Source organism: Micromonospora sp. MGP-C2, from assembly GCF_057766525.1.
Genome location: NZ_JBYMEN010000002.1, coordinates 203,007 through 225,727, shown reverse-complemented (window position 1 = coordinate 225,727; position 22,721 = coordinate 203,007). Strand labels below are relative to the sequence as shown.

The following is a 22,721-nucleotide window of genomic DNA, read 5'->3' as shown; positions in this document are numbered from 1 at the left end:
ATGGGTCTCGCCCGGTGCGCACCGGCCGTCAGCCGCCGGGCGTACCCGTGCTCTCCCGGCGGATGAGTCGAAACGGCGTCTGCACGGTCAGCGGTGCCGCGACCTGCGCTCCCTCGATCCGGGCGACGAGGCGGCGCACCGCGAGACGGCCGATCTCCCGCTTGTCCGGCGCGATCGTGGTGAGGGTCGGGGTGCTGAACCGACCTTCCTCGATGTCGTCGATCCCGATCACCCCGACGTCCTCCGGCACCCGGAGACCGGCCTCGGCCAGCGCCCGCAGCGCGCCGGCGGCGACCAGGTCGTTGTAGCCGAACACCGCGTCCGGTGGGTCACCGAGCGCGAGCAGGTCACGCATCGCCCGCTTGCCGTCGAGCCGGCCGAACGCGTCGGTGCGGGCGACCAGTCGCGAGCGGTACGGCAGGCCGGCGGCGGCCAGGGCCTCGCGATAGCCGCGTACCCGCAGGTGGGCGGACTGCCGGTCGCCACCGTGCGTGGCGCCGATGAACGCTATCCGGCGGCGGCCGATCGCCACGAGGTGCTGGATCGCGGCGTGGCCGGCGGCGACGTTGTCGATGGCGATGTGATCGTGCGGCACGTCGTAGACGCCCTCACCGATCAGCACGAGCGGAGTGCCCGCGGTCCGGGCCAGCACCTCCTCCCGGCCGATCCGCACCGGACTGAGGATCAGGCCGTCGATGATGTGCCGCCGGGACCCGTCGAGGAGCGCGAGTTCCGCTCCCCGGTCCGCGGCGGTGTTCTCCATGACCAGGGTGTAGCCGAGCCCGGCGGCCTCGGCGATGGCGATCTCGGCGAGCTCGGCGAAGTAGGGGTTGTTCAGTTCCGGGATGGCCAGGGCGATCAGCCCGGTACGCCCCCGACGCAGATGTCGCGCGCCCAGATTGGGGCTGTAACCGAGTTCGTCGATCGCCTGCTGCACACGCAGCCGGGTCCGCTCCCCCACCGGCCGGTATCCGTTGACCACGTTCGAGACCGTGGCCAGCGACACGCCCGCGCGTTGGGCGATGTCCTTGAGGTTGACGCCCATCCACCGACCCTTCGCCAGGGGGACCGCCGAGCCGGGCACGCATCGACGGACAAGGATTGACGGGAGACCCGGCGCGGCTCTATAACGTTATACAGGCGATGATGGATGTCAATATGCCAGTCCCGCCGACGTGTGGAGATCCCACCGGCATCCGTCGATGACGCCCGCCCCCCCGTCAGTGACCACCCGATGCCCACCACCCACGCGCTTCGGGCCTGGCTGCACCGCCCGCGGCGACTCGCCCCTCGGAGACGGCATGACACGTCAGGTCCCCATCCGCCCCGCCCTGCCGCTGCTGCTCATCCTCGCCCTGATCGCCGGCGTTCTCGCCGCGCCAACCCCACCGGCGTACGCCGCACCGGCCAAGACGCCGCCACTGACCACCCCCTGGACCAGCCAGGCGCTGGCCGGCACACCCCTGCCCGAGTACCCGCGCCCCCAGATGACGCGACCGGACTGGCTCAACCTCAACGGCGAGTGGCAGCTACGCCAGTCGGCCACCGACGACGCCCCGCAGTTCGGCACCGCCCTGCCCGAGCGGGTCAACGTGCCGTTCCCGGTGGAAAGTGCGCTCTCCGGCATCCAGCGGGCCGCCAACGACAACCGCAACTACCTGTTCTACCGACGCACCGTCACCGTCCCGGCCAACTGGTCGGGACGGCGGACCCTGCTGCACTTCGGCGCCGTCGACTGGCAGAGCATCGTCTGGGTCAACGGCGTACGGGTCGGCGCGCACACCGGCGGCTACGACGCCTTCACCTTCGACGTGACCCCCCAGCTCACCACCGGGGCGAACGAGATCGTCGTCAAGGTCTGGGACCCCACCGACACCCGACAGAACGGCAGCCTGCCCGCCATCGGCAAGCAGACCAAGACACCCGGCGGGATCTTCTACACCCCCAGCTCCGGCATCTGGCAGACGGTGTGGATGGAGCCGGTGCCCACCGCCTCCATCAGCAGCGTGGACGTCTACCCGAACCTGAGCACCAACACGTTGCGGGTGCGGGTCTTCACCCGGGGCGACGTGAGCGGCCACAGCGTGCTCGCCGAGGCGCTGAACGGGAGCACCGTGGTCGGTTCGGCCACCGGCGGCTTCACCGAGTTCAGCGTGCCGGTGCCGAACGCACGCCGGTGGTCGCCCGACGACCCGTTCCTCTACAACCTCCGCGTCACCCTCCGCAATAGCTCAGCTTCCACTGTGGACCGCACAGTGCACTACTTCGGCATGCGGGAGATCACCACGGGTTTGGTGAACGGGGTGCTGCGCCCCAAGCTCAACGGCCAGTTCGTGTTCCAGGTCGGCACCCTCGACCAGGGCTTCTGGCCGGACGGCCTCTACACAGCGCCGACCGATGCCGCGCTCGCCTTCGACCTGCAGAAGCACAAGGACCTGGGCTTCAACATGGTGCGCAAGCACATCAAGGTCGAGCCACAGCGCTGGTTCTACCACGCGGACCGGCTCGGCCTGCTGGTCTGGCAGGACATCCCGTCGCTGACCGCGCAGGACATCAACCCCACCGACGCCCAGCAGGCGCAGTTCGAGGCCGAGGCACGCGAGATCGTCGACGAGCACCGCAGCTCGCCCGCAGTGGTCGCGTACACGCCCTACAACGAGGGGTGGGGCGAGCGATCCCTCGCCGACACCCGGCGGGTCGCGCAGAACATCAAGAACCAGGACCCGACACGTCTGGTCAACCCGCACAGCGGCCACAACTGCTGCCAGTCCCTCGGCAATCCCGGCAACGGCGACATCGACGACTGGCATGTCTACCTCGGGCCCGACGCGCCCGCACCGTCGAGCAGCCGGATCGCCGTACTTGGTGAGTTCGGTGGGCTGGGCCTGCACACGCCGGGCCACGAGTACAGCCCGAGCGGCGGCTTCTTCGCCTACGAGTGGCAGACCAGTTCGAGCGCCCTCACCGACCGGTACGTGGGTCTGGTGCAGGGCAGCCAGAACCTGATGGTCGGCAAGGGGCTCAGCGCCTCGGTCTACACCGAGATCACCGATCTGGAGGGCGAGCTGAACGGCTTCCTGACCTATGACCGGCAGGTGATCAAGATGGATCAGGCGCGGGTCCGCGCCGCCAACACCGCCCTGGTCAACGCCTCGAAGACCATCGGCAGCTCGGCGCCGGTGGCCCTGCCGGTCAACACCCGGCGGTCGTTGCAGGTGACGACGCCCGGGTTCACCAACCGCTACCTGCGCCACCAGGACAGCCTGGCCTACACCGAGGTGGTCGCCGCCGCGAGCCCCAGCCTGCTCAAGGCCGACGCCACGTACACCATCCGGGCCGGCCTGGCCGATGCCGGCTGCTACTCGTTCGAGTCGGTCAACTTTCCCGGGCAGTACCTGCGCCACCAGAACTCCCGGGTCCGCAACTCGCCGGACGACGGCTCGGCGCTCCTGCGTGCCGACGCCACCTGGTGCGCACGGGTCGGGCTGACCGGCTCGGGTGTGTCGCTGGAGTCGTACAACTTCCGGGGCAGGTACCTGCGGCACTACAACTCGGAGGTCTGGCTCAGCAACGGCACCGGCGGCGACGCGTACAACACGCCGACGTTGTGGACCGCCGACAGCACCTGGAACATCGCCAGTCCCTGGGCGCCCTGACCGCTGACCCCGGCGGGTCGTCACGCCAGAACATCGTGGGGGTTCCGGCCTGGGCCGGAGCCCCCGCGACGCGTGCGGGCGTCGCCACTCCCTCGGCCGGGCAGGTGGCCCGAGCCCGGCGTCACCTGCCGGTCCGGAGATCGTTTTTCCGGTCATGAGGGAGAGCGGCACCGTGATTTCGCCGTCCATCATGGGCGGTCGTCCGCCTCATCCCTTCCCGATGGTCTCGTTGTCGCGCGCAACGGGCATCTCGTCGTGAAATGGGGTCGACCGACGGCAAGGACCCAGGCGCAAGTTGCATCCAGCCGGTTTCAGCCGTCCGTTGCAGCACGCATTATGTCGCGGCGTAAATAGACGGTGACCAATCTCGACTTGTGCGGCTACTCAGCGCACCGTAAAGAGCCAGAGGCAGATGCGCGCCATTATCGGCCCAAACTGACCGATCCTCGAAAATGGAGGCGCTGCCGGTTTCGCGCCGCGCGCATCAGGAGGCTTTCCATGCGGTTGAATCCGTTCGTCGGGGCCTATCTCACCGACCCGGCAAGCATCTGGCGGCGTATTCTCGACGATCCCGACGGTGTGCACTACGCCGAGGATCTGGGGTTGTGGTTGATCAGCAGACACGCGGACGTCCGGCGCGCACTCGCCGACGTCGCGACGTTCGGCAACGCCCTCACGCTCGCCCCGGTCTACGAGGTGTGCCCGGAGGCGATGAGCGTGATCATGCAGATCGACGCGCCCCCCACGACGGCCGCCGCCGACCCGCCGGTGCACCCCCGCACCCGTCGGGCCCTACGGGCGGCCTTCGCCAGCACCCCCGAGCGGGTCGAGGTCGAGTATGGCCCGATCATCCGGCGCCGGATCGACCAGTTGGTGTCCCGGCTCGCCGCCCGCCGGGGCGATCAGGTCGACCTGATCCCGGAATTCGCCACCGAACTCCCCCTGCTGGTCGTCCTGGACATCCTCGGGGTGCCCGACGGCGACATCGGGCGGATCCGGAGCTGGGCGGACGGCCAGATCGCGCTCATCTGGGGGCAACCGGAGCCTGCGGAGCAGGTGCGCCTGGCGCAGGATCTGCTGGAGTTCTGGCACTACTGCGAGGAGCTTGTCCGCCGACGGGTGGACAGTGGACACCAGGGCGACGACTTCATCAGCCGCGCCCTGGCATACCGGGACGACGACGACACGGTGCTGACCGTGCCCGAGGTCGCGAGCCTGGCCTTCAACCTCCTCGTCGCCGGCCACGAGACCACCGCCGGGTTGCTCGCCCACGCCCTCGACCAGGCCCTGTCCAGTCCGCGGCACTGGTCGGAGCTCACCACCGACCCGGGGGCCGTCTCCGCGTTCGTGGGCGAGACCCTGCGCTTCGCGCCCGCCATCGACGGCTGGCTGCGGGTGACCAACCGGGACGTCACACTGGGAACGGTGACCATCCCCGCCGGGGCACGCTGCCTGCTGCTGATCGGGGCGGCGAACCGCGACCCCGCGGTCTTCGCCCACCCGGACCAGTTTCATCCACATCGGGCGGACGTGGGCAATCACCTGTCGTTCGGCCACGGCCCGCATTTCTGCATAGGCGCGGGATTGGCGCGGCTGGAAGCCGAAATCACCATCACCCGACTCACCGAAGCCATTCCCGGCCTCCGCCTGGCGACTGGGCAACAGCGCTCGTACAAGGCCAATGTCGCGTTTCGCGCCCACCACACGCTGCTCGCGGTAATCGACACCATGGCACCGGCCGACGTTCCGGCGGCGCGAGGTGAGGCGGCCGTCGAAGCGCAGGCCGCCTGACAGTGCCGGAGCGCCAACGGGCCTGCCCGCGCGCGGACGAGTGCGGGAAGGGTGACCTTCTCGCCCCTGCCCGCACCGGCAAGGGGCCTGACACGCACCCTTTTCTGCTTTGCCCGACGATTCAGGTCGGTGAACGTCTTCACACCCATCGTGTCCTGGGTTAAGAATTGTCCCCTGTGAATGTTCAGCTCATCGGCCAGTCTCGATCCGGCTTCCGCTGCTGATTCCCGAAGCCACGAAGGTGAGCGCATGGAGCACACGTCCCCGTCGAGCCCTGCTCCCCCTGCGGCCAGCGAACGGTTCCGATGGGAACTGCGCAACTGCCGCGTCCGACGGGGTCTGACCCAGCGGGCGCTGGCGGATCTGGTGCGGTTCAGCCGGGAGACGGTCGCGGCGGTCGAGTCCGGTCGCCGGTTCGGCAGTCATGAGTTCGCGCTGCGCTGCGACGACGTGCTCGGCACCGACGGCCGACTCGCGGCGCTGTGGCCGCAGGTGGCGGCCGAACAGGCGGCGGCCGACGGCCGCCGGGGCCCCCGCGCCTCACCACCGGTCCGGCCGGACCGGCCGGCGCCACGTCAGCGTGATCGACGCGACGCGCGCGACCCCGGCGCCGTGGTGGACGCGATCGACGAGCTGCGTGAGCTGATCGGGCAGGTGCTCAACGGCCCGTCCGGTCCGGACGACGCACAGCGGCCGCAGCCGCCGGCCGACCCCCGCGACGACCAGCGCTGACCCCACGATCCCGGATAGGTGTCAGGGCGTCACCGGCCGCTGACGTTGGGTACAGATGCTGGTACGGCCAGTTTGTACCACGGCCAGGTCTGGCCTACGAGCGCGGCTTCCGGCCGAATGGGACTTGCATTCGGCAACGTGCGGATAGACCGTCATCGACGAGTCGTGGGAGTCAATCTTGGCGTCGAGCACCCGGTCCCACGCGGCCAGACCCTACCCGACCCGGCGACGCGGTTGGAAGATCGCCGGCCGGATGCGCCTCATCGTCGCGGCACCGCTCGTCGCCGTGATCGGCTTCGCCGGTCTCGCGCTGACCGAGAGCGCACGCCAGACAGCCCGAGCCAGCGACCTGCGGGTCCTGGCCCAGGTCGGCGCCGAGGCCGGTGACCTCGCCTACCGCCTGCAACGCGAACGCATCGCCGCCGCCGACCTGCTCACCTACGGCGGGCCGGAGCAGCAGGACGCCTTCGGTGCGGAGATGGCCACCACCGACGACGCTGTCACGCGCTACCGGAGGCAGCGAGACCGGCTGTCCGCCGACGCCGAGGCCAACCGAGCTCTCCTGCGCCGCATCGACGCGGCCCTGGGCAGCCTCCCCCCGCTGCGCACCCAGGTACGCACGGCGACGCACGCCTCGGTGTCGGCGATGACCTTCAGCTACCGCATCGCCATCGCCGACCTGATCAACTTCCGGGAGACCGTCTCGCACGGCGTGGTGGACGCCCGGCTCGCCGACGGGATCCGGGCGTCGGCGGCACTGTCGAAGACGGCCGAGGCGATCGGTCAACAGCAGGTCGCCGTGCTGCGGGCGGTCGCGGGCGGCGAGCTGACCCCGGCCATGCAGCAGGACATCACCGCCGCCCGCACCAGCTACACCGAGTCGAGCCTGTCGTTCCTGGCCCTGGCCCCGGCCGAGTGGAGCCTCTGGTGGGAGCAGGCCGGCACCGGCAAGGAGGCGCTCGCCCTGCAACGGATGCAGGACGAGGTGTCCCGGGCCCAACCGGGGTCGCGGTTGCAACTGGAGACCGGCGGCTGGGTGTCCACCACCCAGACGCGTGCCGCCCGTCTGGCCGAGCTGCGGGGGCGGGTCGACGCCGCGGTCCGCGACGACGTCCGGGCCGCGCACACCGACCAGCGCCGCCGGGCCGTCGCCGAGGCGGTCGGCGTCCTCGTGGCGCTCGTCCTCACCGCGCTGGTGACCTGGGCCGTCGCCCGGCAGATCACCCGGCGGCTGCGTCGCCTGCGGGACGCCGCGAACGCTGTGGCGTTCGAAGAGCTCCCCGCCGTGGTGGCCCAGCTCCAGCAGCCGGGCAGCGCCGCCGTCGACCCGGACAAACTGGCCCGCCAGCAGTCCAGCGCCGCCCTCGAACCGTCCACCGGTGACGAGATCGGCGAGCTGGGCCAGGCGTTCAGCGCCGTGCACCAGGCCGCCGTGCGGACCGCCGCCGAGCAGGCCGTCATGCGCGCCAACACCGCCGACATCTTCATCCACCTGAGCCGCCGCGAACAGCGGCTCGTCGATGCCGTCCTGGCCCAGGTGGACCTCGTCGAACGGGACGAGACCGATCCCGACCGGCTCCACCAGCTGTACACGCTGGACAACCTGGCGACCCGGATGGGCCGCATCAACGCCAGCCTGCTGGTGCTCGGCGGCGTCGGCGTCGGTCGCGTACGACAACGCGACGTCCCCCTGCAACAGGTGCTCCAGGCGGCGCTGTCCCAGATCGAGCACTACGCGCGGATCCGGCTCGGCATGATCGACGGCGACGTCGCCGTGGCGGCCAAGACCGTCGACGAGGTCGTGCACCTGATCGCCGAACTCATGGACAACGCGACGACGTACTCGCCGCCGGCCAGCGAGACCTGGGTGAGCGGCCGGAGCCTCGGTGACCGCGTCATCATCCAGATCAGTGACGAGGGTGTGGGGTTGTCCCCGCAACGGATGCAGCAGCTCAACGAGCTGTTGGCCCGCCCACCGGCGATCGACGTGGCCGCCGTACGGGCGATGGGGTTGGTCGTCGTGGGTCAGCTCGCGGCCCGCCTGGACGCCACCGTCCAACTGCGACGCGGCCCCCGACGCGGCATCCTCGCCGAGGCGACGCTGCCCGCGACGATCATCCGGTCTCTGCCACCGGAGGAATACCTGCTCGCACCCGGACGGCTCTCGCGGAGGGCGGCCCGCACGGCCAGTCCCCCGCCGCCCTATCAGCCGCGGCCCGAGCCCACCGCCGGGCGACCCCCGGCCGAGCGGACCCTCCCGGCGGCGCCGGTGTTCCGACCGGCTCCCCCGCCCCCGGACCGGGGTGATGCGCCCACCGAGGAGCTCCTCATCTTCGAACAGGTCAACCACTGGTTCCAGAGCGACGTCGCCGAGGGCCACGACGGCCAGGAATGGTCCGGTCCAGCCGACGACGCCTGGCGCACGGCTGCCCAGGCGCACACCCCCGAGGTCGCCACCACCACCAACTCCGGCCTGCCCAAACGGCAACCGCAACGGCAACTCGTCCCCGGCGGCGTGACCGTCCCCCAGCAGCAGCAACGGTCCGAGTACCGCGATCCGGCCCAGGTGGCGACGGCGATGGCGGCGTACGCGCGGGGTGTGGCGAACCGCCGGCGCACCCCGATCAACCTCGGCAACAAATGACGCGACAGGAGAGCACGTGACCGACCAACAGGATCTCGGCTGGCTGCTGGACACCTTCGCTGCGCGGGCGACCGAGGTCAGCCACGCGATCGCCATCTCCAGCGACGGTCTGATGGTGGCCGCCACCCGCGACCTGCCGCCGGACCGGGCAGACCAGTTGGCCGCGACGGGTAGCGGGCTCGTCAGCCTGCTGCGGGGCGCGGCGGCCTTCTTCGACGCCGGCGCGGTGATCTCCAACGTCACGCAGCTCGAGGGCGGCTTCATGTTCTCGATGGCCTTCAACGACGGTGCCTCGCTGCTGGTGCTCGCCGCACCCGAGTGCGACGTGGGCAAGGTCTCCTACGAGATGACCGAGCTGGCCAACCGTATCGGGGACGCCCTGACCCCCGCGGCCCGAGCGGCACTCGCCCGCAGCCGCTGACCACCCCGGCGCCCCCACGCCGGTGACCCCTTCCCTTCCTCTGGAGTCAGACATGCCTCTCACCACGCCTTGGCGCAGCCGTGCCCTCACCGCCGCGCTGCTCGCGGCCGCGCTGACCACCAGCACGGCCTGCGGCAACGACGCGCCGGGCACCAGCGCCAGCGGCTCGATAAAGATCGGCCTGCTCGCCTCGTTGTCCGGGACGTACCAGGCGGTCGGCACGGAGATCCGCGACGGCTTCCAGCTCTACCTGGACACCCACGACGGCAAACTCGGCGGTCGACAGGTCGACCTCGTCATCGCCGACGAGGGCAACGGCGCCCAGACCGCGGTCCCGGCGGCGACCAAACTGCTCAAGCAGGACCGGGTGTCCGCGCTCACCGGCATCGTCGGTGGAGGCTCCGTCGCCGGGGTCACCCCCCTGCTCGACGAGACGAAGGTGCCGCTCGTCGGTTCCAACGGGCGACCGGAACTCAAGGACGTCTCCCGGGTCTGGCACACCTCGTACCTCTCCGACGAGCCCGGGGCCGCGATCGCCCAACACGTCCGCGACAACGTGAAGGGCTCCGTCTACGCGATCGGCCCGGACTACCAGGGCGGCTGGGACGAGCTGCGGGGGTTCACCGACGCGTTCGGGAAGATCGGTGGGAAGCTCGCGAACTCCGACGGCAAGACGACCTTCACCCCGTTCCCGGCCACCACCAACTTCACCCCGTACTTCGCCCGGATCAAGGCCTCCGGCGCGGCAGCCGTCTACACGTTCTACGCCGGCAGCGCCGCTGTCGACTTCGTCAAGCAGTACGCGCAGTCCGAGATCAAGGACGTCCCGCTGTACGCGGCCGGGTTCCTCACCGAGGGCGGCGTGCTCAACGCGCAGGGCGAGGCAGCCCGGGACATCTTCTCCGTGCTGAACTACTCGCCGGACCTCGACAACGCGGAGAACCGCGCCTTCGTGGCGGCGTGGAAGGCCAAGCACGACGGCTCACCGACGACCTACGCGCTCGCCTCGTACGACGCGGCTGCGGTGCTGGACCGGGCGATCGGCGCCGCCGGAAGCGACCCGACTCCGGAGGCCATCAACACGGCCATCGGCCAGCTCGGCCAGATCGCCAGCCCGCGCGGCACCTGGCAGTTCTCCACCACCACGCACTCCCCGGTGCAGAAGTGGTATCTGCGGCAGGTCCGCCAGGACGGGCGGGCGCTGTCCAACACCGTCGTGGGTGACCTCGCGACCGTCGGCCGATGATGATGGTGGTGGTGGCGGCCGGCACCAATCGGATCGATCCTTACCTGATACCGGCGCTGGACGGGGTCGCCTACGGGCTGCTCGTGTTCGTCGCCGCGTCGGGCCTGGTCTTCTGTTTCGGCGTCGCCAACATCCTCAACCTGGCGCACGGCATGCTCTACGCGATCGGCGGCTACACCGCTGCGGCGCTGCTCGACGGCGGCTGGGCGAGTCTGGCGTTGGCGCTGACGGTCGGTGTGCTGGCTGCCGCCGCGGCGGGTGTGCTCCTGGCCGGCCTGCTCGCACCGGTCGCCGCCGGTAACCATCTGAGCCAGGCGCTGCTGACGTTCGGTGTGGCGCTGGCCGGCGGCAGCCTGCTCGTCGCCGGCTTCGGTCCCGACGATCCGCAGGTCCTGGTGCCCGCGGCCCTGGAGGGGTCGGTGGTGGTCGCCGGTCACCGCTACGCCGCGTACCGGTTGGTCTTCATCGTCGTCGCCGCGGTGATCGCCGCCGCGCTCTACCTCGTCATGCGACGCACCAGGGCCGGCATGCTGGTCCGGGCGGCCGTCGACGACCCCGAGATGGTCGCCTGTCTGGGCGTGAGTCCCGCGCGGATCCGCGCCGGCGTGCTCGCCGCCGCCGGCGCGCTGGCCGGTGCGGCCGGCGTGCTGGGCGCGCCGATCATCGGCCCCGGCACGGACACCGCCGACACCGTGCTGCTGCTGTCCCTGGTGGTCGTCGTCCTCGGCGGGCTCGGGTCGATGGGCGGCACCCTGCTGGCCGCTCTCGCGATCGGCGAGATCCAGACGCTGGGAGTGGCGCTGCTGCCGTCCGCCGCACCGTTCCTGCTGTTCGCCGCCATGGCGGCGGTGCTGGCGGTGCGGGCGCGTGGCCTGGCCAGCAGGTGGAGGGCGGCATGAGGGACGAGGTGATCCGGCGCGCGCGGGGCGCTGTGGCGGCCCTCGCCCTGGCCGGCCTGGTCGTGGCGCCGTGGGTGGTGGACGACTACACCACGGCGATTCTCGCCCGGACGCTGGCGCTGGCCCTGGTCGGGGTTAGCGTCGCCCTGCTCACCGGCGTCGCAGGCATGCCCACCCTCGGCCAGACCGCACCGTACGCGGCGGGCGCCTACGCCTGCGCGGTGGTCGGCAGCCAGATCTCCGATGTCGGCGTCGTGCAGCTCGCCGTCGCGGCGGCCGCCGGGGCGGTGCTGGCCGCGCTCACCGTGCCGCTCGTCGTCCACGCCCGAGGGGTGATCGTCCTGATGATCACGTTGGCCATCGGTGAACTCGCCGTCACCGTCCTCGGCCGCTGGCGGTCGGTGACGGGTGGCACGGACGGGTTGGCCGGCATCGCCGCGGTCCGCCCGTTCTGGGGGCTTCCGGTCCTGGCCAGCGACCAGGCCCGTTACCTGTACGCCCTGGTCGTCGTGACCGTGCTGGTCGGCGCGGTGCTGTTGCTGCTGCGTACCCGGGCGGGCCTGCTGCTACGGGCCGGCCGGGACGACGAGACGCGGCTGCGGGCCAGCGGTCACCGGGTGCCGCTGTACCTGTCCGGCGCGCACATGGCCGCCGGGGCGATAGCCGGTGCGGCCGGCTCGCTCCTGGTCGTCGCCCAGCAGTACATCTCCCCCGCCGATTTCGGCTTCGACACCTCCGCGCTGCTGCTGCTCGGTGTCGTCATCGGTGGCACCGCCTCGGTCGGCGGCGCCCTGGTGGGCGCGGCGCTGGTCATCGCCGTACGGGACTGGTTGTTCGGGGTGCTGCCCGGCCACGCGCCGCTGGTGCTGGGCGCGCTGTTCGTCGCGACGGTCTATCTGCTGCCCACCGGCACGCACCGGGCACGGGGCCGGTGGCGTCTGCCGAGCGCGCCGGCGAATCAGCCGGACGCGCCACCCGCCCGTGACCAGGCCACAGTCCCGGAGCTGCACCGATGACCGGTCTGCTGAACGTCGAGGAGGTCAGCGTGCGGTACGGCTCGCTGGCCGCGCTGGCCGGCGTGGACCTGTGCATCCACGACGGTCAGCGGCACGCGCTGATCGGCCCCAACGGAGCCGGCAAGACGACACTGCTCAACGTGATCGGCGGGTCCACGAAACCCCAGCGCGGCAGGGTGATCTTCAATGGACGCGACCTCGGTCGGCTCGGCCCGGCGGCCCGGGCCCGACGAGGTATCAACCGCATCCACCAGCGACCCGCCGTCTTTCCGACACTCACCGCGATGGAGAACGTGGTGGTCGCCGCGCTGCCCCGGCTCACACCCCACCGCAGGTGGTGGCCGGGTGGACGTCGGCGCATCGCGCAACACCGGGCGGGCCCGCTGCTGGAGCAGATGGGCCTCGCCGACGTCGCGACGGTGCCGGCCGGGCACCTCGCACACGGCCAACGACGCCAGTTGGAGATCGCCATGGCCCTTGCCGGTCGCCCTCGCCTGCTGCTCCTCGACGAACCGGCGGCCGGGCTGTCCGCCGTCGAGGTCGGCCGGCTCGTCGAGTTGCTCCAGGCGCTGCCCAGGGCGGTCGCCGTGTTGCTTGTCGAACATCGACTGGACCTGGTGTACGCGCTCTCCGACACCGTCACCGTCCTGCGCGACGGTCGGACGTTGGCCGCCGGCACACCGGACGAGATCCGCACCTCGCCGCTGGTGCGGCAGGCGTACGCCGACGGGGTGGCGTGATGCTGTCGGTGGATCGCCTGTGCGCCGGCTACGCCGGAGGGATCGTGCTGCACGAGGTCAGCCTGCGGGTCCGCCCGGGCAGCATCCAGGCCGTGGTGGGTCGCAACGGCGCGGGCAAGAGCACGCTCGTGCACACGATCGCCGGGTTGGTGCGAGCCTCCAGTGGTCGCATCGAGATCGGCGGTGTGCACGTGGCCGGTCGGCAACCGCATCGCATCGCCCAGTCCGGCGTCGGTCTCGTCCCGCAGGGCCGACGGGTCTTCTCCCGGTTGACCGTGGCCGAGCACCTGCACCTGGCGGCCGCGCCATGGCGGGCACCCGTCTCCGGTGGCGAGGGCTGGACGGTGGCCCGGACCCTCGAACTGCTGCCGAGGTTGGCGGCGCGGCTGCGACACCGCGGGTGCGAACTCTCCGGCGGCGAGCAGCAGATGCTGGCGATAGCGCGGGCGCTCCTCGGCCAACCACGGGTGCTGCTGCTCGACGAGCCGTGTGAGGGCCTCTCACCTGATCTGGCGGCGCGGGTCCGTGAACTCGTCAACGGTCTAGCCGCCGACGGCCTGACCGTGCTGCTCGTGGAACAACAGCTCCAGCACGCGATCGACGTCGCGGACCGGGTGGCGGTGCTGGAGTACGGCCGGGTGGTCTACGACCGTCCGACGGCCGAGGCGCGCGTCGACCCGGCCCCACTGGCAGCGATGTTGAGCGTCGCCGCCGCCCCACCGCCGCCGCCGCCCAACCGACCGGCCCCTCGGCTCTGGGCCGACACCCCCACGTCACCCGACCCCTCGGAGAGGTAGACACCCGATGGCAACCGCTACCAGCGATGGCACGTACACGTTCGACAACGGCCAACCGGAGGCCGTCCCCCAGATGCAGGCGCTGGAGTCCTTCCTGGACCCGATCACGACGCGTCGACTGGCCCAACCGGTGCTGCGACCGGGAGCGACCTGCTGGGAAGTGGGGGCGGGCGGCGGCTCGATGGCCCGGCGGATCGCCCGCGCGGTCGGCGACGACGGCCACGTGCTGGCCACCGACATCGACCCCACGCACCTCGTGGCGGAGGGCAACCTGCACGTACGCCGGCACGACGTGCGCACCGAACCGCCACCCGGGGACGCGTTCGACCTGATCCACGCCCGGCTGGTGCTGCTGCACCTCCCCGACCGGCGACGGGTCCTGCGTACGCTCACCGGCGCGCTGGCTCCCGGCGGGTGGCTGGTGGTCGAGGAGTTCGACTGCACCGCGCCGCTGCGGGTGCTGACCGCGCCGACCGACGACGCCGCGAAGCTCTTCGCGCAGGTCATGGACGCCATGATGGGTGTCCTGGCGGACCACGGCGCCGACCTCGGGTGGGCGCAGGACGTGCACACCGAGATGGCCCTCGCCGGTCTGACCGACCTGGACACCATCACCCACTCGCAGAGCTGGGCTGGCGGCTCGACCGGAGCGTCGCTCTACGAGACGAACTCCCGCCAGTTGGAACCGGACCTGCTCGCCGCCGGGCTGTCACCGAACCAACTGAACGCCTTCCGGCGGCTGGTCCGCGATCCCGGGTTCGCCGTCATGTCGTACCACTTCGTCTCCACGCGGGGTCGCCTGCCGAAATGAGCAACCGCACCGGCCGGGCTCCCCGCCAGGGAGCCCGGCCGCCGCGTGCTCGCGGGTCAGTGGTGGCGGCCCTCCACCACCCGGTAGGTGCGCAGGTTCGGGTCCGCCTTGATCTGCGCCTCGGTGTACTTGATCGTGTCCCAGCCCTTGCCCGAGTAGAGCGCGGTCTGGTCGCCGTACCAGGGTGAGTTCGGGTTGGTCGACTGGGAGTAGGTGAGGATCTGGCGCCCGGACGGCCCGTGCGGGCCCAGCTCCACGGCCATCACGAACGACGAGCCGTGCACCACCTTCGGGTAGCCGACGCCGGGCACCCGGTTGTTGACGATCATGTTGAAGATGCCGGCCTCGGCGCGCCCGCCGTGAATCGGAATACGCCGGTCGCCGCGCTGCTCGGTCTGGACGTCGCCGAGACGCGCGTCGAGCGGGATGCCAGCGAGCCGCTGTACGGCGTCGGCGAGCGCGGTACGTACGCCCGGGTTGGCTGTGTCGAGCCGGCGTGGCGTGTGCACCGGGTCGCTGACGGCGAAGGGCTCCGCGAAGCGCAGCCCGTTGGCCAGGGCGAACTCGGTGAACAGGTGTGCGCCGCGGCTGTCCAGGTCGGCGTGCAGATCCCAGCGCGCCAGTGTCGTGCAGGCGGCGCGCAGGTCGACCGTCGCGCCGTTCGAGGCGGTCCCGGTCGGCTGGGCGGTGCAGAGCGCCACCAGGTCGTCGCGGACCAGTTCGCCGCCGTACACCCGGTTGCCGAAGACGGTCCGCCACAGACGGTCGGCGGTGAACCCGCGGCCGGGTAGCCCGTCGGTGCCGTCGAGGCGCTGCTGCACCTGGTCCAGGCCGAGACGGGTACGCAGGCTGCGGGGGGTGCGTTCGTCACCGATGATCCGCGCGTAGCCCTCCAACGGGGCCTCGGGGTTGGCGAGCCAGAAGCTGTCGTTGGAGTTGGTGACGTAGTCGGTGCGGAAGCGGACGGGCAGGTTCGCGGGGCCGAGGATGCCGGGCACGACGGCGTCCGGGTCGGCGCCGAGCGCGCAGGCCGACCGGGAGCCGTCCAGGACAGCCTGGCCGCTGCTGGCGTAGAGCGGCTGGAACGGTGCCGGAATGCAGGCGGCGGCGAGGGCGTCGGTCACCCGGGGCACGACCGAGTGGTCGGCGTAGAGCGCCTCGCCCCTGGCGTCGGCGGCGATCACGTTGACCCAGGGCAGGAACTGGTAACGGTCGAGTACGCGCTTGAGGTCCCGGACCGTCTCGGCGCGGCCCATCTGCAGCCAGCCGTCGAAGGCCCGGTTGTTGGTCGCGTTGATGTCGGTGATGGCGTACGCGGTGCTGGCGGTCCAGTCGAAGCTGCCGGGCACCACCACGACCGGCCCGTAGTGGGTGTCGTGGAAGGTCCGGCTGACCGGCACCGTGCCGCCGATCGGGCCGGGCACCCGCACCGTGACGGTGCGGGTGGTCATCTTCCGTGGTTGACCGTCCACGTAGTAGGAGGTGGGGTCGCCGGGAACCAGCGCGAGGCGGTGCCAGACGAACCGGCGAGCGGTGGAGACGGTGTGGCTCCAGGCGAGGGTGCGGTTGTGCCCGATCTCGATGATCGGGTCGCCGATCAGCGCGGCGCCCTCGACGTCGTAGCGGCCGGGCACCTTGAGGTGCATGCGGTAGAAGCGTTCCGCGCCCTCCCACGGGAAGTGCGGGTTGGCCAGCACCATGCCGCCCCGGTTCGCGGTCGCCGCCTCGCCCAGCCCGTACGCGTTGCTGCCCACCCCAGCGGGTGCGCCGTCGACCGACGCGAGCACGGCGGCCGCACCGGTCGCGTCCTGGACGGCCGCCGGGCCGGTGGCGGTGGGCGGGGCGGCGGCGACGATCCCGTCGAGCAGCGCCCCCGAGCCGGCCCGGATCATGCTGTCCCAGGTGGTACGCCAGATGTCCAGCTCGGTCAGCGGGCGTACCCACGGCTTGGCCCGGCATGCCGGGTCGGTGAGCCTCGCCGCGCCGGTGCGGCGCAGGTAGGAGTTGTAGCCAGCGACGAAGCCACGAATCTGGTCACGGACGTCGTCGGACGGGGAGTGCACGCCGTCGCGGCGACCGTCGAGCAGCCGCTCCACCGTCCGATCCTCGATGGCCTTGCGGAAGAACAGGTCGCTGCGCACGTTCGCGTCGGTCGGGCCGGTCGCGCCGAAGTAACGGGAGCGCTCGCCGCTGACCGTCACCGCCTTCTCCGCGATGACGCACAGGTTGTCCTCCGCCTGAACGTACCCGACCCCGAAGCCGAGGTTGGCGTAGCTCGTGGCGGTGATGTGCGGGACGCCGTACGACGCGCGTCGGATCTCGGCCGAGTAGCCCCGGTCGCGCTGGTGCGCGCCGGCCGGGGGCCCGCTCAGGCCCACCAGGACCAAGCCCAGGACCACCCCCGCCGCGCCGAGGCGTGTTGATGCTGTCACCGGTTCTCCCCCCGTCGCCCCCGGGCGCCGCTGCCCGAGGGACATTCACGTTGGTCGCCATTCTCGTCACTGCCGTGCCACCTCGTACACCCCCGGCGCGCCGACCGCGCGCCGAGCTGCGGCCAGCGGCCGTCCACCGCGAGGTCGCACGGGCTCGGCCGCCTCAGCTAGCCGACTCGGCCGGGCCCTCGCTCACCGAGGAAGCGACTCCTGGTCGGCCAGGACGATCAGGTCGTCGGCGCGGGCCGACTGCGGCGCCGTCGCCCCGTCGGGCCACACGAGATAGCCCACCGGCGGACCCGACGACCCCCACGTGGCCCCGATGATCGTGGCCAACCCCACGTCGTCCGGATGCCTGCGCAGGCGTACCCGGGTGCCCGGCGCGTGTCCGTCGTCGGCGACGATGAGCAGCGCGTCGAGGATCTGCCGGACGCCGGCGACGGGCAGCCCCGGCACGTACGGCTCGCCCGCGTACCCGATCCGCGGCGTCATCATCGTGCGGAGGAGCGCGGCCTGCCGGATCGCTTCCTGGCGGATCTGCCAGTCCGCGGTGTGCTCGGCGACGGCCAGCGCCATCTCGATGACCGACCAGAGCGCCAGAGGCTCCCGATCCAGCACCCGGCGGGCCTCGCGGTCGACCTCGGCGCAGGCTGTGTCGAGCGCGGTGTCCTCGCCCAGCTCCGCGATCCAGACGAGATCCCCCACCTCGGGCAGCAGCCCCGGGGACTCGGCCGCGATCACCACGTACACCATCGCGAGCAGTTCCACCCGGCCCTCGCCGTGATAGAGCGCGCCCACCCCGCTGCCGGTACGACCACGGCTGGGCGGGAACCGCTCGACGAGGTGCTGCGCGCGGCCATGAGGCAGGACCGCGGCCCGCCTGGTGTCCGACACCCGTTCCTCGAACGACCGCCGCTCACGGCGTTCGACGAGCAGTTGGCGATGCGGATCGAACCCGATCGGATAGATCGTCCGCCCGTACCTGGCGAGGGTTTCGCCGGGTCGCAGCCCCACCGACTCAAGGTGGCGGGCAGCCACCGAGTAGGCGACACCGGCCTGGGCGGCATGCTCCCGGATGGCGCGCTTGCGAGCACGTCCCGGGGTGGGGGTCCGCCGTGGTGGGTGATCAGACATGACGCCTCCGGTGCAGCCCCACGCACTCCACCGAGCAGGCGGCGTGACCGGCACGCCGGGAGTCGACACAGCGGCGCGGAGTCGGAGACTCTTGGCCCAGGGATGCGGTCAGGCGTGGGCCACCACATCGGGCGCTGGCAGGCGCTCTGCCGTCGCCAGCATATATCGCGACTTCGACCACTGGTGCGGCCGTGCAAGCGCCAGCCGGCCTGCACGGCGGAAGTCGAGTCCGCACCGCGAGCCGGCCGACGCCGAGCGGTCACCTCGGGACGTGGAAGCGCAGGTGCGTGACGTGTGGGGATTCGATCACCGCGGTGCGTCCGAGTTCGATGTGGTCGGTGCCTAGGTGGTCGAACAGGCGGGTGCCGGTGCCGAGGAACACCGGTACGAGTTGCACGTGGATCTCGTCCACCAGCCCGGCCCTGACGAACTGTTGTCCTGTGGTGGGCCCGCCCATGATGAGGACGTTCCGGTCGCCTGCTGCCTGTCGCGCCTGGCGCAGCGTGCTGTGGAGGCCGTCGTTCAGAAACGTGAAGACGTCGCTCCTCATCCGCAACGGGTCGCGCGGCTCGTGCGTGACCACGAAGCACGGCACCGGAAACGGAGTGTCCTGCCACAGGTCCACACCGACATCAAACGTCCGTTTGCCGATCACCACGGCGCCGGTCGTGGCATGACGCTCTCGTACCTGCGCGGCGTCGACCCCGACCGGGGTGACGCCGTCAGCCGCAACAGCGCGATCCCCGTCGGCATGGAACAGCCACTCGTGCAGCCGCTCGCCGCCTCTGCCCATCGGTTGTCCGGCGGTGACGTCAGGACCGGCGGCGAAGCCGTCCAACGACACGCTCATGCTCAACACCGTGCTGCCCATCGGTGCCCCTCAACGTTGAAGCTGCGCCATCTTGGAACCGACCCCGCCGTCCTGCCAGCGGTAGAGGTCGCGCAGCAGGGAAATCTCGGCGCCGTGATGGATCAGCTCCCTGTTGACGTGCAGGACGATGCCCTCCATGGGAAACCGTTCGGGACCCACAGTGGGCGGATTATCCAGGTCGGCGTCCGAGAGCTCGCGGACCCCCGCGTTCCATCTCCCGTACATCTCATCGAGCTGTTTCAGCGCCTCGTCAGCGGTCCCCGCGTAGGCGAATGTCCGGGAGTCCACATCCTGGCCGCCGAAGTGAAATCCGACCCGATAACCAAGGCAGGAGACGATGATGTGCGCCAGCCGCCAGGCAATCGTGGTCACCGGCGCCGGCACCGGGTCAGGGGACGCGGAGTCCATCGTCCATTTCCCCGAACCTGCCGACATCGGTGTGGCCGACGTGCCACGTGGACGGATGCTCCAGCAGCCACGCACCGGCTCCCAGAAATACTCCTCATCGGCAAGACCGTGCAGCCGCGGCCGCAGGTTCTTCTGCCAGTGCCGGTCCAGCTGGTCCGCGATTCGCTCGCTTCTTGTCACTTCCGCAACCTACACACAACGGAGACCTGGCTACGACCCTCGCGAACGCCGTCGCCGGCCGGTCTGCGCCGTAGCGGCTCGTGCACGGGGACAGCCGGGTGACCGAGGCGGGTGAGGCGGCTCGCGTCGACCTCAAGCAGCATGCTCCGGCGATCCGCGCCCGCATCCATCAGGGAATCGACGACGCCGACTAGCGCCTCTGCGAAAGTCGAGTCGATCACTGCCCGCCGTGACCGCTCGCAGCGCCCGTGTCAGCCGGTGTCGGTGGCTTGTCAGTGCGGTGTCAGCCGACCCGCGCAGGCTGCACGCATGACAGCTGACCTGGTGATCGAGGCCGAGGGCCTCGTGAAGAACTTCGGGAAGACGAGGGCGCTGCAGGGCGTGGACCTCACCGTTCCCCGCGGGACGGTGCTCGGGGTGCTCGGCCCCAACGGCGCCGGCAAGACCACCGCCGTGCGCATCCTCTCCACCCTGCTGGCCCCGGACGGCGGGACCGCCCGAATCGGCGGTTTCGACGTGGTACGGGACGCCGAGCGCGTCCGGCAGAGCATCGGCCTCACCGGCCAGTACGCCTCGGTCGACGAGGACCTGACCGGGCGGCAGAACCTGGAACTGTTCGGCACACTGCTGGAACTGGGGCGCACCGGCGCCCGCCGGCGGGCAGCCGAACTGCTCGACTGGTTCGACCTGACCGACGCCGCGAACCGGCAGGCCAAGACCTACTCCGGTGGCATGCGGCGGCGGCTGGACCTGGCCGCCAGCCTGGTCGGCTCTCCCGACGTGATCTTCCTGGACGAGCCGACGACCGGGCTCGACCCGGCCAAGCGCGAGGACATGTGGGACGTGGTCCGCTCGCTGGTCGGCAACGGCTCGACGGTGCTGCTCACGACCCAGTACCTGGAGGAGGCCGACGCGCTCGCCGATGCGATCACGGTGATCGACCACGGCCGGGTCATCGCGCACGACACCCCCGAAGGGCTCAAGCGGGTGGTCGGCGGGCAGACCCTGGAGGTCCGGCCGGCCGATTCGGCGCAACTGGCCCGCACCGCGGCGATCCTGACCCAGGTCGGCTCCGGCGCGCAGGCCGACGAGATCCGCAAGGGCGTGCTCGCGGTGCCGGTCACCGACGACGCGGCCCTGACCGAGAGCGTCGCGCGCTTCGCCGCCGCCGGCATCGCGGTCACCGAACTCTCCCTGCACCTGCCGAGCCTCGACGAGGTGTTCTTCACCCTCACCGGGCGTACAGCGTCCGTTGACGACACCACCCGCCCCACGGAGGTCGCGGCATGAGCACTCTGATCGACACGGCACCCACGAGAAGCCGCGCGCTCTCGACAACGACCCCGAACCCCCGCCCGTTCCGGCTGGTCCGGCACTCGTTGGCGCTGGCCAAGCGCAGCCTCATCAAGACCTGGCGCACGCCCGAGGCGCTCATCGACGTCACGCTGCAACCGGTGCTGTTCCTCATCATCTTCGTGTACATCTTCGGCGGTGCGGTCGCCGGATCGACCCACGACTACCTGCAGTTCCTGCTGCCCGGCATCCTGGCGCAGACCATCGCCACCGGCGCCATCGCGATCGGCGTCAACCTCAACACCGACATCGCCAAAGGCATCTTCGACCGGTTCCGGTCGTTGCCGATCCCCCGCTCCGCACCACTGGTCGGTGCGGTCCTCGGCGACGTCGTCCGGTACGTGATCGTCACGGTCTCGACCCTCGCGATCGGCTACCTGATGGGTTTCCGGATCGACACAGACCCGTTCCGGGCGATCGCCGGGTGTCTGCTCGCGGTGCTGTTCGCGCTCTGCCTGAGCTGGCTGCCGGTGCTGGTGTCGATGAAGGTGCGCACCCCGGGTGCCGTACAGGGTCTGATGTTCGCGCTGATCATGCCGCTGAGCTTCGCGTCGAACGTGTTCGTCGGCGCCGACACGCTGCCGGGCTGGATGCAGGCGTTCGTGGACGTCAACCCGATGACCCACCTGGTGGCGTCGGTACGCGGACTGTTCCTCGGCACGCCGGTCGGCAACCACGTCTGGTGGACGCTCGCCTGGTGCGCCGGCTTCGTCGCGGTGTTCATGCCGCTGGCGCTGCGCGCGTACCGCAAGAAGATCTGACCTGGTCACGGCGTCGGCACCTCGACCTGCCGACGCCGTGGCCGAATGCTGGCCCGGCTGGATGCACCGCCGACGGCAGCAACACCCGGACGGCGTCAGTCGTCGCGCCCGACACCACGATCGGGCGCGGACATGTCGCCCGTCCGGGGTGTGCCGTCGGCGATCCCGTAGCGCAGGTGAACGGTGCCCTTCGGACTGGCGACCGGCGGTTCGAGGAGCGTCACGTTGGTGGGCACCGCGCCGCCGTCGAACACCTTCTTTCCGACGCCGAGCACGATCGGGTGCACCCAGAGGTCGAGTCGGTCGAAGAGTCGCTCGCGCAGCAGGGTCTGCACCAGGTTCAGGCTGCCGACGACCTTGATGTGCTGGTGCCGGTCACGGATCTCGCGCACCGCGCCCGCCAGATCCGGGCCGAGCTGTGTGGAGCCGGCCCAGGAGAGGTCGGGTGCGCCCCGGGAGGCCACGTACTTGGGGATGCGGTTGAAGAGGCTGGCGATGGCGTTGTCCTCGCCGCCTTCCTGGTGCGGCCAGTAGGCGGCGAAGATGTCGTAGGTCCGCCGACCGAGCAGCAGGGCGTCCGTGCCCTCGTACGCGGCGGCGACCTGCGCCCCGGCGACCTCGTCGAGCAGGGGCGCCTGCCAACCGCCGAACGCGAACCCCTCCGGGTCCTCCTCGGGGCCGCCAGGCGACTGCCCGACCAGGTCGAGGGTGGCGAACAGCTCGATGTGGATGAGGCCCATGCCCTGCTCCCGATGATTTCGTCGACCGGCCGGAAGGTGGACCAGCGGCTCACCAGCACACCGGTCCGGGACGCCGCACCGTCACTTCC

At 71.0% G+C, this 22,721-nt stretch carries 19 protein-coding genes; 13 read left to right on the top strand and 6 right to left on the bottom strand.

Features of this window, described 5'->3' with window-relative positions; all coding sequences use genetic code 11:
• Window positions 1-28: 28 nt before the first annotated feature.
• Window positions 29-1,045 carry a LacI family DNA-binding transcriptional regulator gene (locus tag AC3CF1_RS00505; RefSeq protein WP_488449245.1) on the bottom strand — a complete coding sequence of 339 codons (1,017 nt, stop codon included), beginning with the start codon at window positions 1,043-1,045 and terminating at the stop codon, window positions 29-31.
• A gap of 256 nt (window positions 1,046-1,301) precedes the next feature.
• Here AC3CF1_RS00505 and AC3CF1_RS00500 point away from each other — a divergent pair, with 256 nt between their 5' ends.
• The 11 genes from AC3CF1_RS00500 (at window position 1,302) to AC3CF1_RS00450 (ending at window position 14,753) form a co-directional block, all read left to right on the top strand.
• Window positions 1,302-3,656, top strand: coding sequence for an AbfB domain-containing protein (locus AC3CF1_RS00500; RefSeq protein WP_488449244.1), 2,355 nt, complete (start codon window positions 1,302-1,304; stop codon window positions 3,654-3,656).
• A 357-nt stretch (window positions 3,657-4,013) separates the two neighbouring features.
• The gene (locus AC3CF1_RS00495; protein ID WP_488449243.1) at window positions 4,014-5,447 is read left to right on the top strand and encodes a cytochrome P450; all 1,434 of its coding nucleotides are present in this window, start codon (window positions 4,014-4,016) and stop codon (window positions 5,445-5,447) included.
• 249 nt (window positions 5,448-5,696) lie between these two features.
• A complete protein-coding gene (locus tag AC3CF1_RS00490) occupies window positions 5,697-6,179 on the top strand; it encodes a helix-turn-helix transcriptional regulator (RefSeq protein ID WP_488449242.1) in 483 nt (160 codons plus the stop codon).
• A gap of 178 nt (window positions 6,180-6,357) precedes the next feature.
• A complete protein-coding gene (locus AC3CF1_RS00485; RefSeq protein ID WP_488449241.1) occupies window positions 6,358-8,823 on the top strand; it encodes a sensor histidine kinase in 2,466 nt (821 codons plus the stop codon).
• Window positions 8,824-8,839: 16 nt separating this feature from the next.
• On the top strand, window positions 8,840-9,244 hold the full coding sequence (locus AC3CF1_RS00480; RefSeq protein ID WP_088947795.1) for a roadblock/LC7 domain-containing protein: 405 nt from the start codon (window positions 8,840-8,842) through the stop codon (window positions 9,242-9,244).
• 52 nt (window positions 9,245-9,296) lie between these two features.
• Window positions 9,297-10,490 (top strand): ABC transporter substrate-binding protein, encoded by a 1,194-nt coding sequence (locus AC3CF1_RS00475; protein WP_210792826.1) that lies wholly within the window; start codon window positions 9,297-9,299, stop codon window positions 10,488-10,490.
• A complete protein-coding gene (locus tag AC3CF1_RS00470; protein WP_488449240.1) occupies window positions 10,487-11,389 on the top strand; it encodes a branched-chain amino acid ABC transporter permease in 903 nt (300 codons plus the stop codon). Before AC3CF1_RS00475 ends, AC3CF1_RS00470 begins: the two co-directional genes overlap by 4 nt.
• Complete coding sequence (locus AC3CF1_RS00465; RefSeq protein ID WP_355161922.1) at window positions 11,386-12,405, top strand: branched-chain amino acid ABC transporter permease; 1,020 nt, start codon at window positions 11,386-11,388, stop codon at window positions 12,403-12,405. The genes AC3CF1_RS00470 and AC3CF1_RS00465 overlap by 4 nt, the downstream gene beginning before the upstream one ends.
• Window positions 12,402-13,145 carry an ABC transporter ATP-binding protein gene (locus AC3CF1_RS00460; protein ID WP_354981628.1) on the top strand — a complete coding sequence of 248 codons (744 nt, stop codon included), beginning with the start codon at window positions 12,402-12,404 and terminating at the stop codon, window positions 13,143-13,145. Before AC3CF1_RS00465 ends, AC3CF1_RS00460 begins: the two co-directional genes overlap by 4 nt.
• Window positions 13,145-13,942: an ABC transporter ATP-binding protein gene (locus AC3CF1_RS00455; protein ID WP_141909064.1), complete on the top strand. Its 798-nt coding sequence runs from the start codon at window positions 13,145-13,147 to the stop codon at window positions 13,940-13,942. The genes AC3CF1_RS00460 and AC3CF1_RS00455 overlap by 1 nt, the downstream gene beginning before the upstream one ends.
• Before the next feature lie 7 nt (window positions 13,943-13,949).
• The gene (locus AC3CF1_RS00450) at window positions 13,950-14,753 is read left to right on the top strand and encodes a class I SAM-dependent methyltransferase (RefSeq protein ID WP_488449239.1); all 804 of its coding nucleotides are present in this window, start codon (window positions 13,950-13,952) and stop codon (window positions 14,751-14,753) included.
• A gap of 56 nt (window positions 14,754-14,809) precedes the next feature.
• On the opposite strand, the gene AC3CF1_RS00445 is transcribed toward AC3CF1_RS00450, so the two are convergent.
• The 4 genes from AC3CF1_RS00445 to AC3CF1_RS00430 form a co-directional block, all read right to left on the bottom strand.
• A complete protein-coding gene (locus AC3CF1_RS00445; protein WP_488449238.1) occupies window positions 14,810-17,185 on the bottom strand; it encodes an acylase in 2,376 nt (791 codons plus the stop codon).
• Between the two features lie 192 nt (window positions 17,186-17,377).
• Window positions 17,378-18,319, bottom strand: a complete 942-nt coding sequence (locus AC3CF1_RS00440; RefSeq protein WP_488449237.1) for a hypothetical protein — start codon at window positions 18,317-18,319, stop codon at window positions 17,378-17,380.
• 259 nt (window positions 18,320-18,578) lie between these two features.
• Entirely contained in the window at window positions 18,579-19,169 is a 591-nt protein-coding gene (locus AC3CF1_RS00435) for a dihydrofolate reductase family protein (protein WP_488449236.1), read from the bottom strand.
• Window positions 19,170-19,199: 30 nt separating this feature from the next.
• On the bottom strand, window positions 19,200-19,778 hold the full coding sequence (locus AC3CF1_RS00430) for a DinB family protein (RefSeq protein ID WP_354981634.1): 579 nt from the start codon (window positions 19,776-19,778) through the stop codon (window positions 19,200-19,202).
• Window positions 19,779-20,087: 309 nt separating this feature from the next.
• Between AC3CF1_RS00430 and AC3CF1_RS00425 the strand changes: the two genes are divergently transcribed.
• Window positions 20,088-21,068 carry an ATP-binding cassette domain-containing protein gene (locus AC3CF1_RS00425; RefSeq protein ID WP_488449235.1) on the top strand — a complete coding sequence of 327 codons (981 nt, stop codon included), beginning with the start codon at window positions 20,088-20,090 and terminating at the stop codon, window positions 21,066-21,068.
• A complete protein-coding gene (locus AC3CF1_RS00420; protein WP_328849917.1) occupies window positions 21,065-21,892 on the top strand; it encodes an ABC transporter permease in 828 nt (275 codons plus the stop codon). The genes AC3CF1_RS00425 and AC3CF1_RS00420 overlap by 4 nt, the downstream gene beginning before the upstream one ends.
• A gap of 95 nt (window positions 21,893-21,987) precedes the next feature.
• On the opposite strand, the gene AC3CF1_RS00415 is transcribed toward AC3CF1_RS00420, so the two are convergent.
• Complete coding sequence (locus AC3CF1_RS00415) at window positions 21,988-22,632, bottom strand: dihydrofolate reductase family protein (protein ID WP_488449234.1); 645 nt, start codon at window positions 22,630-22,632, stop codon at window positions 21,988-21,990.
• Window positions 22,633-22,721: the final 89 nt, after the last annotated feature.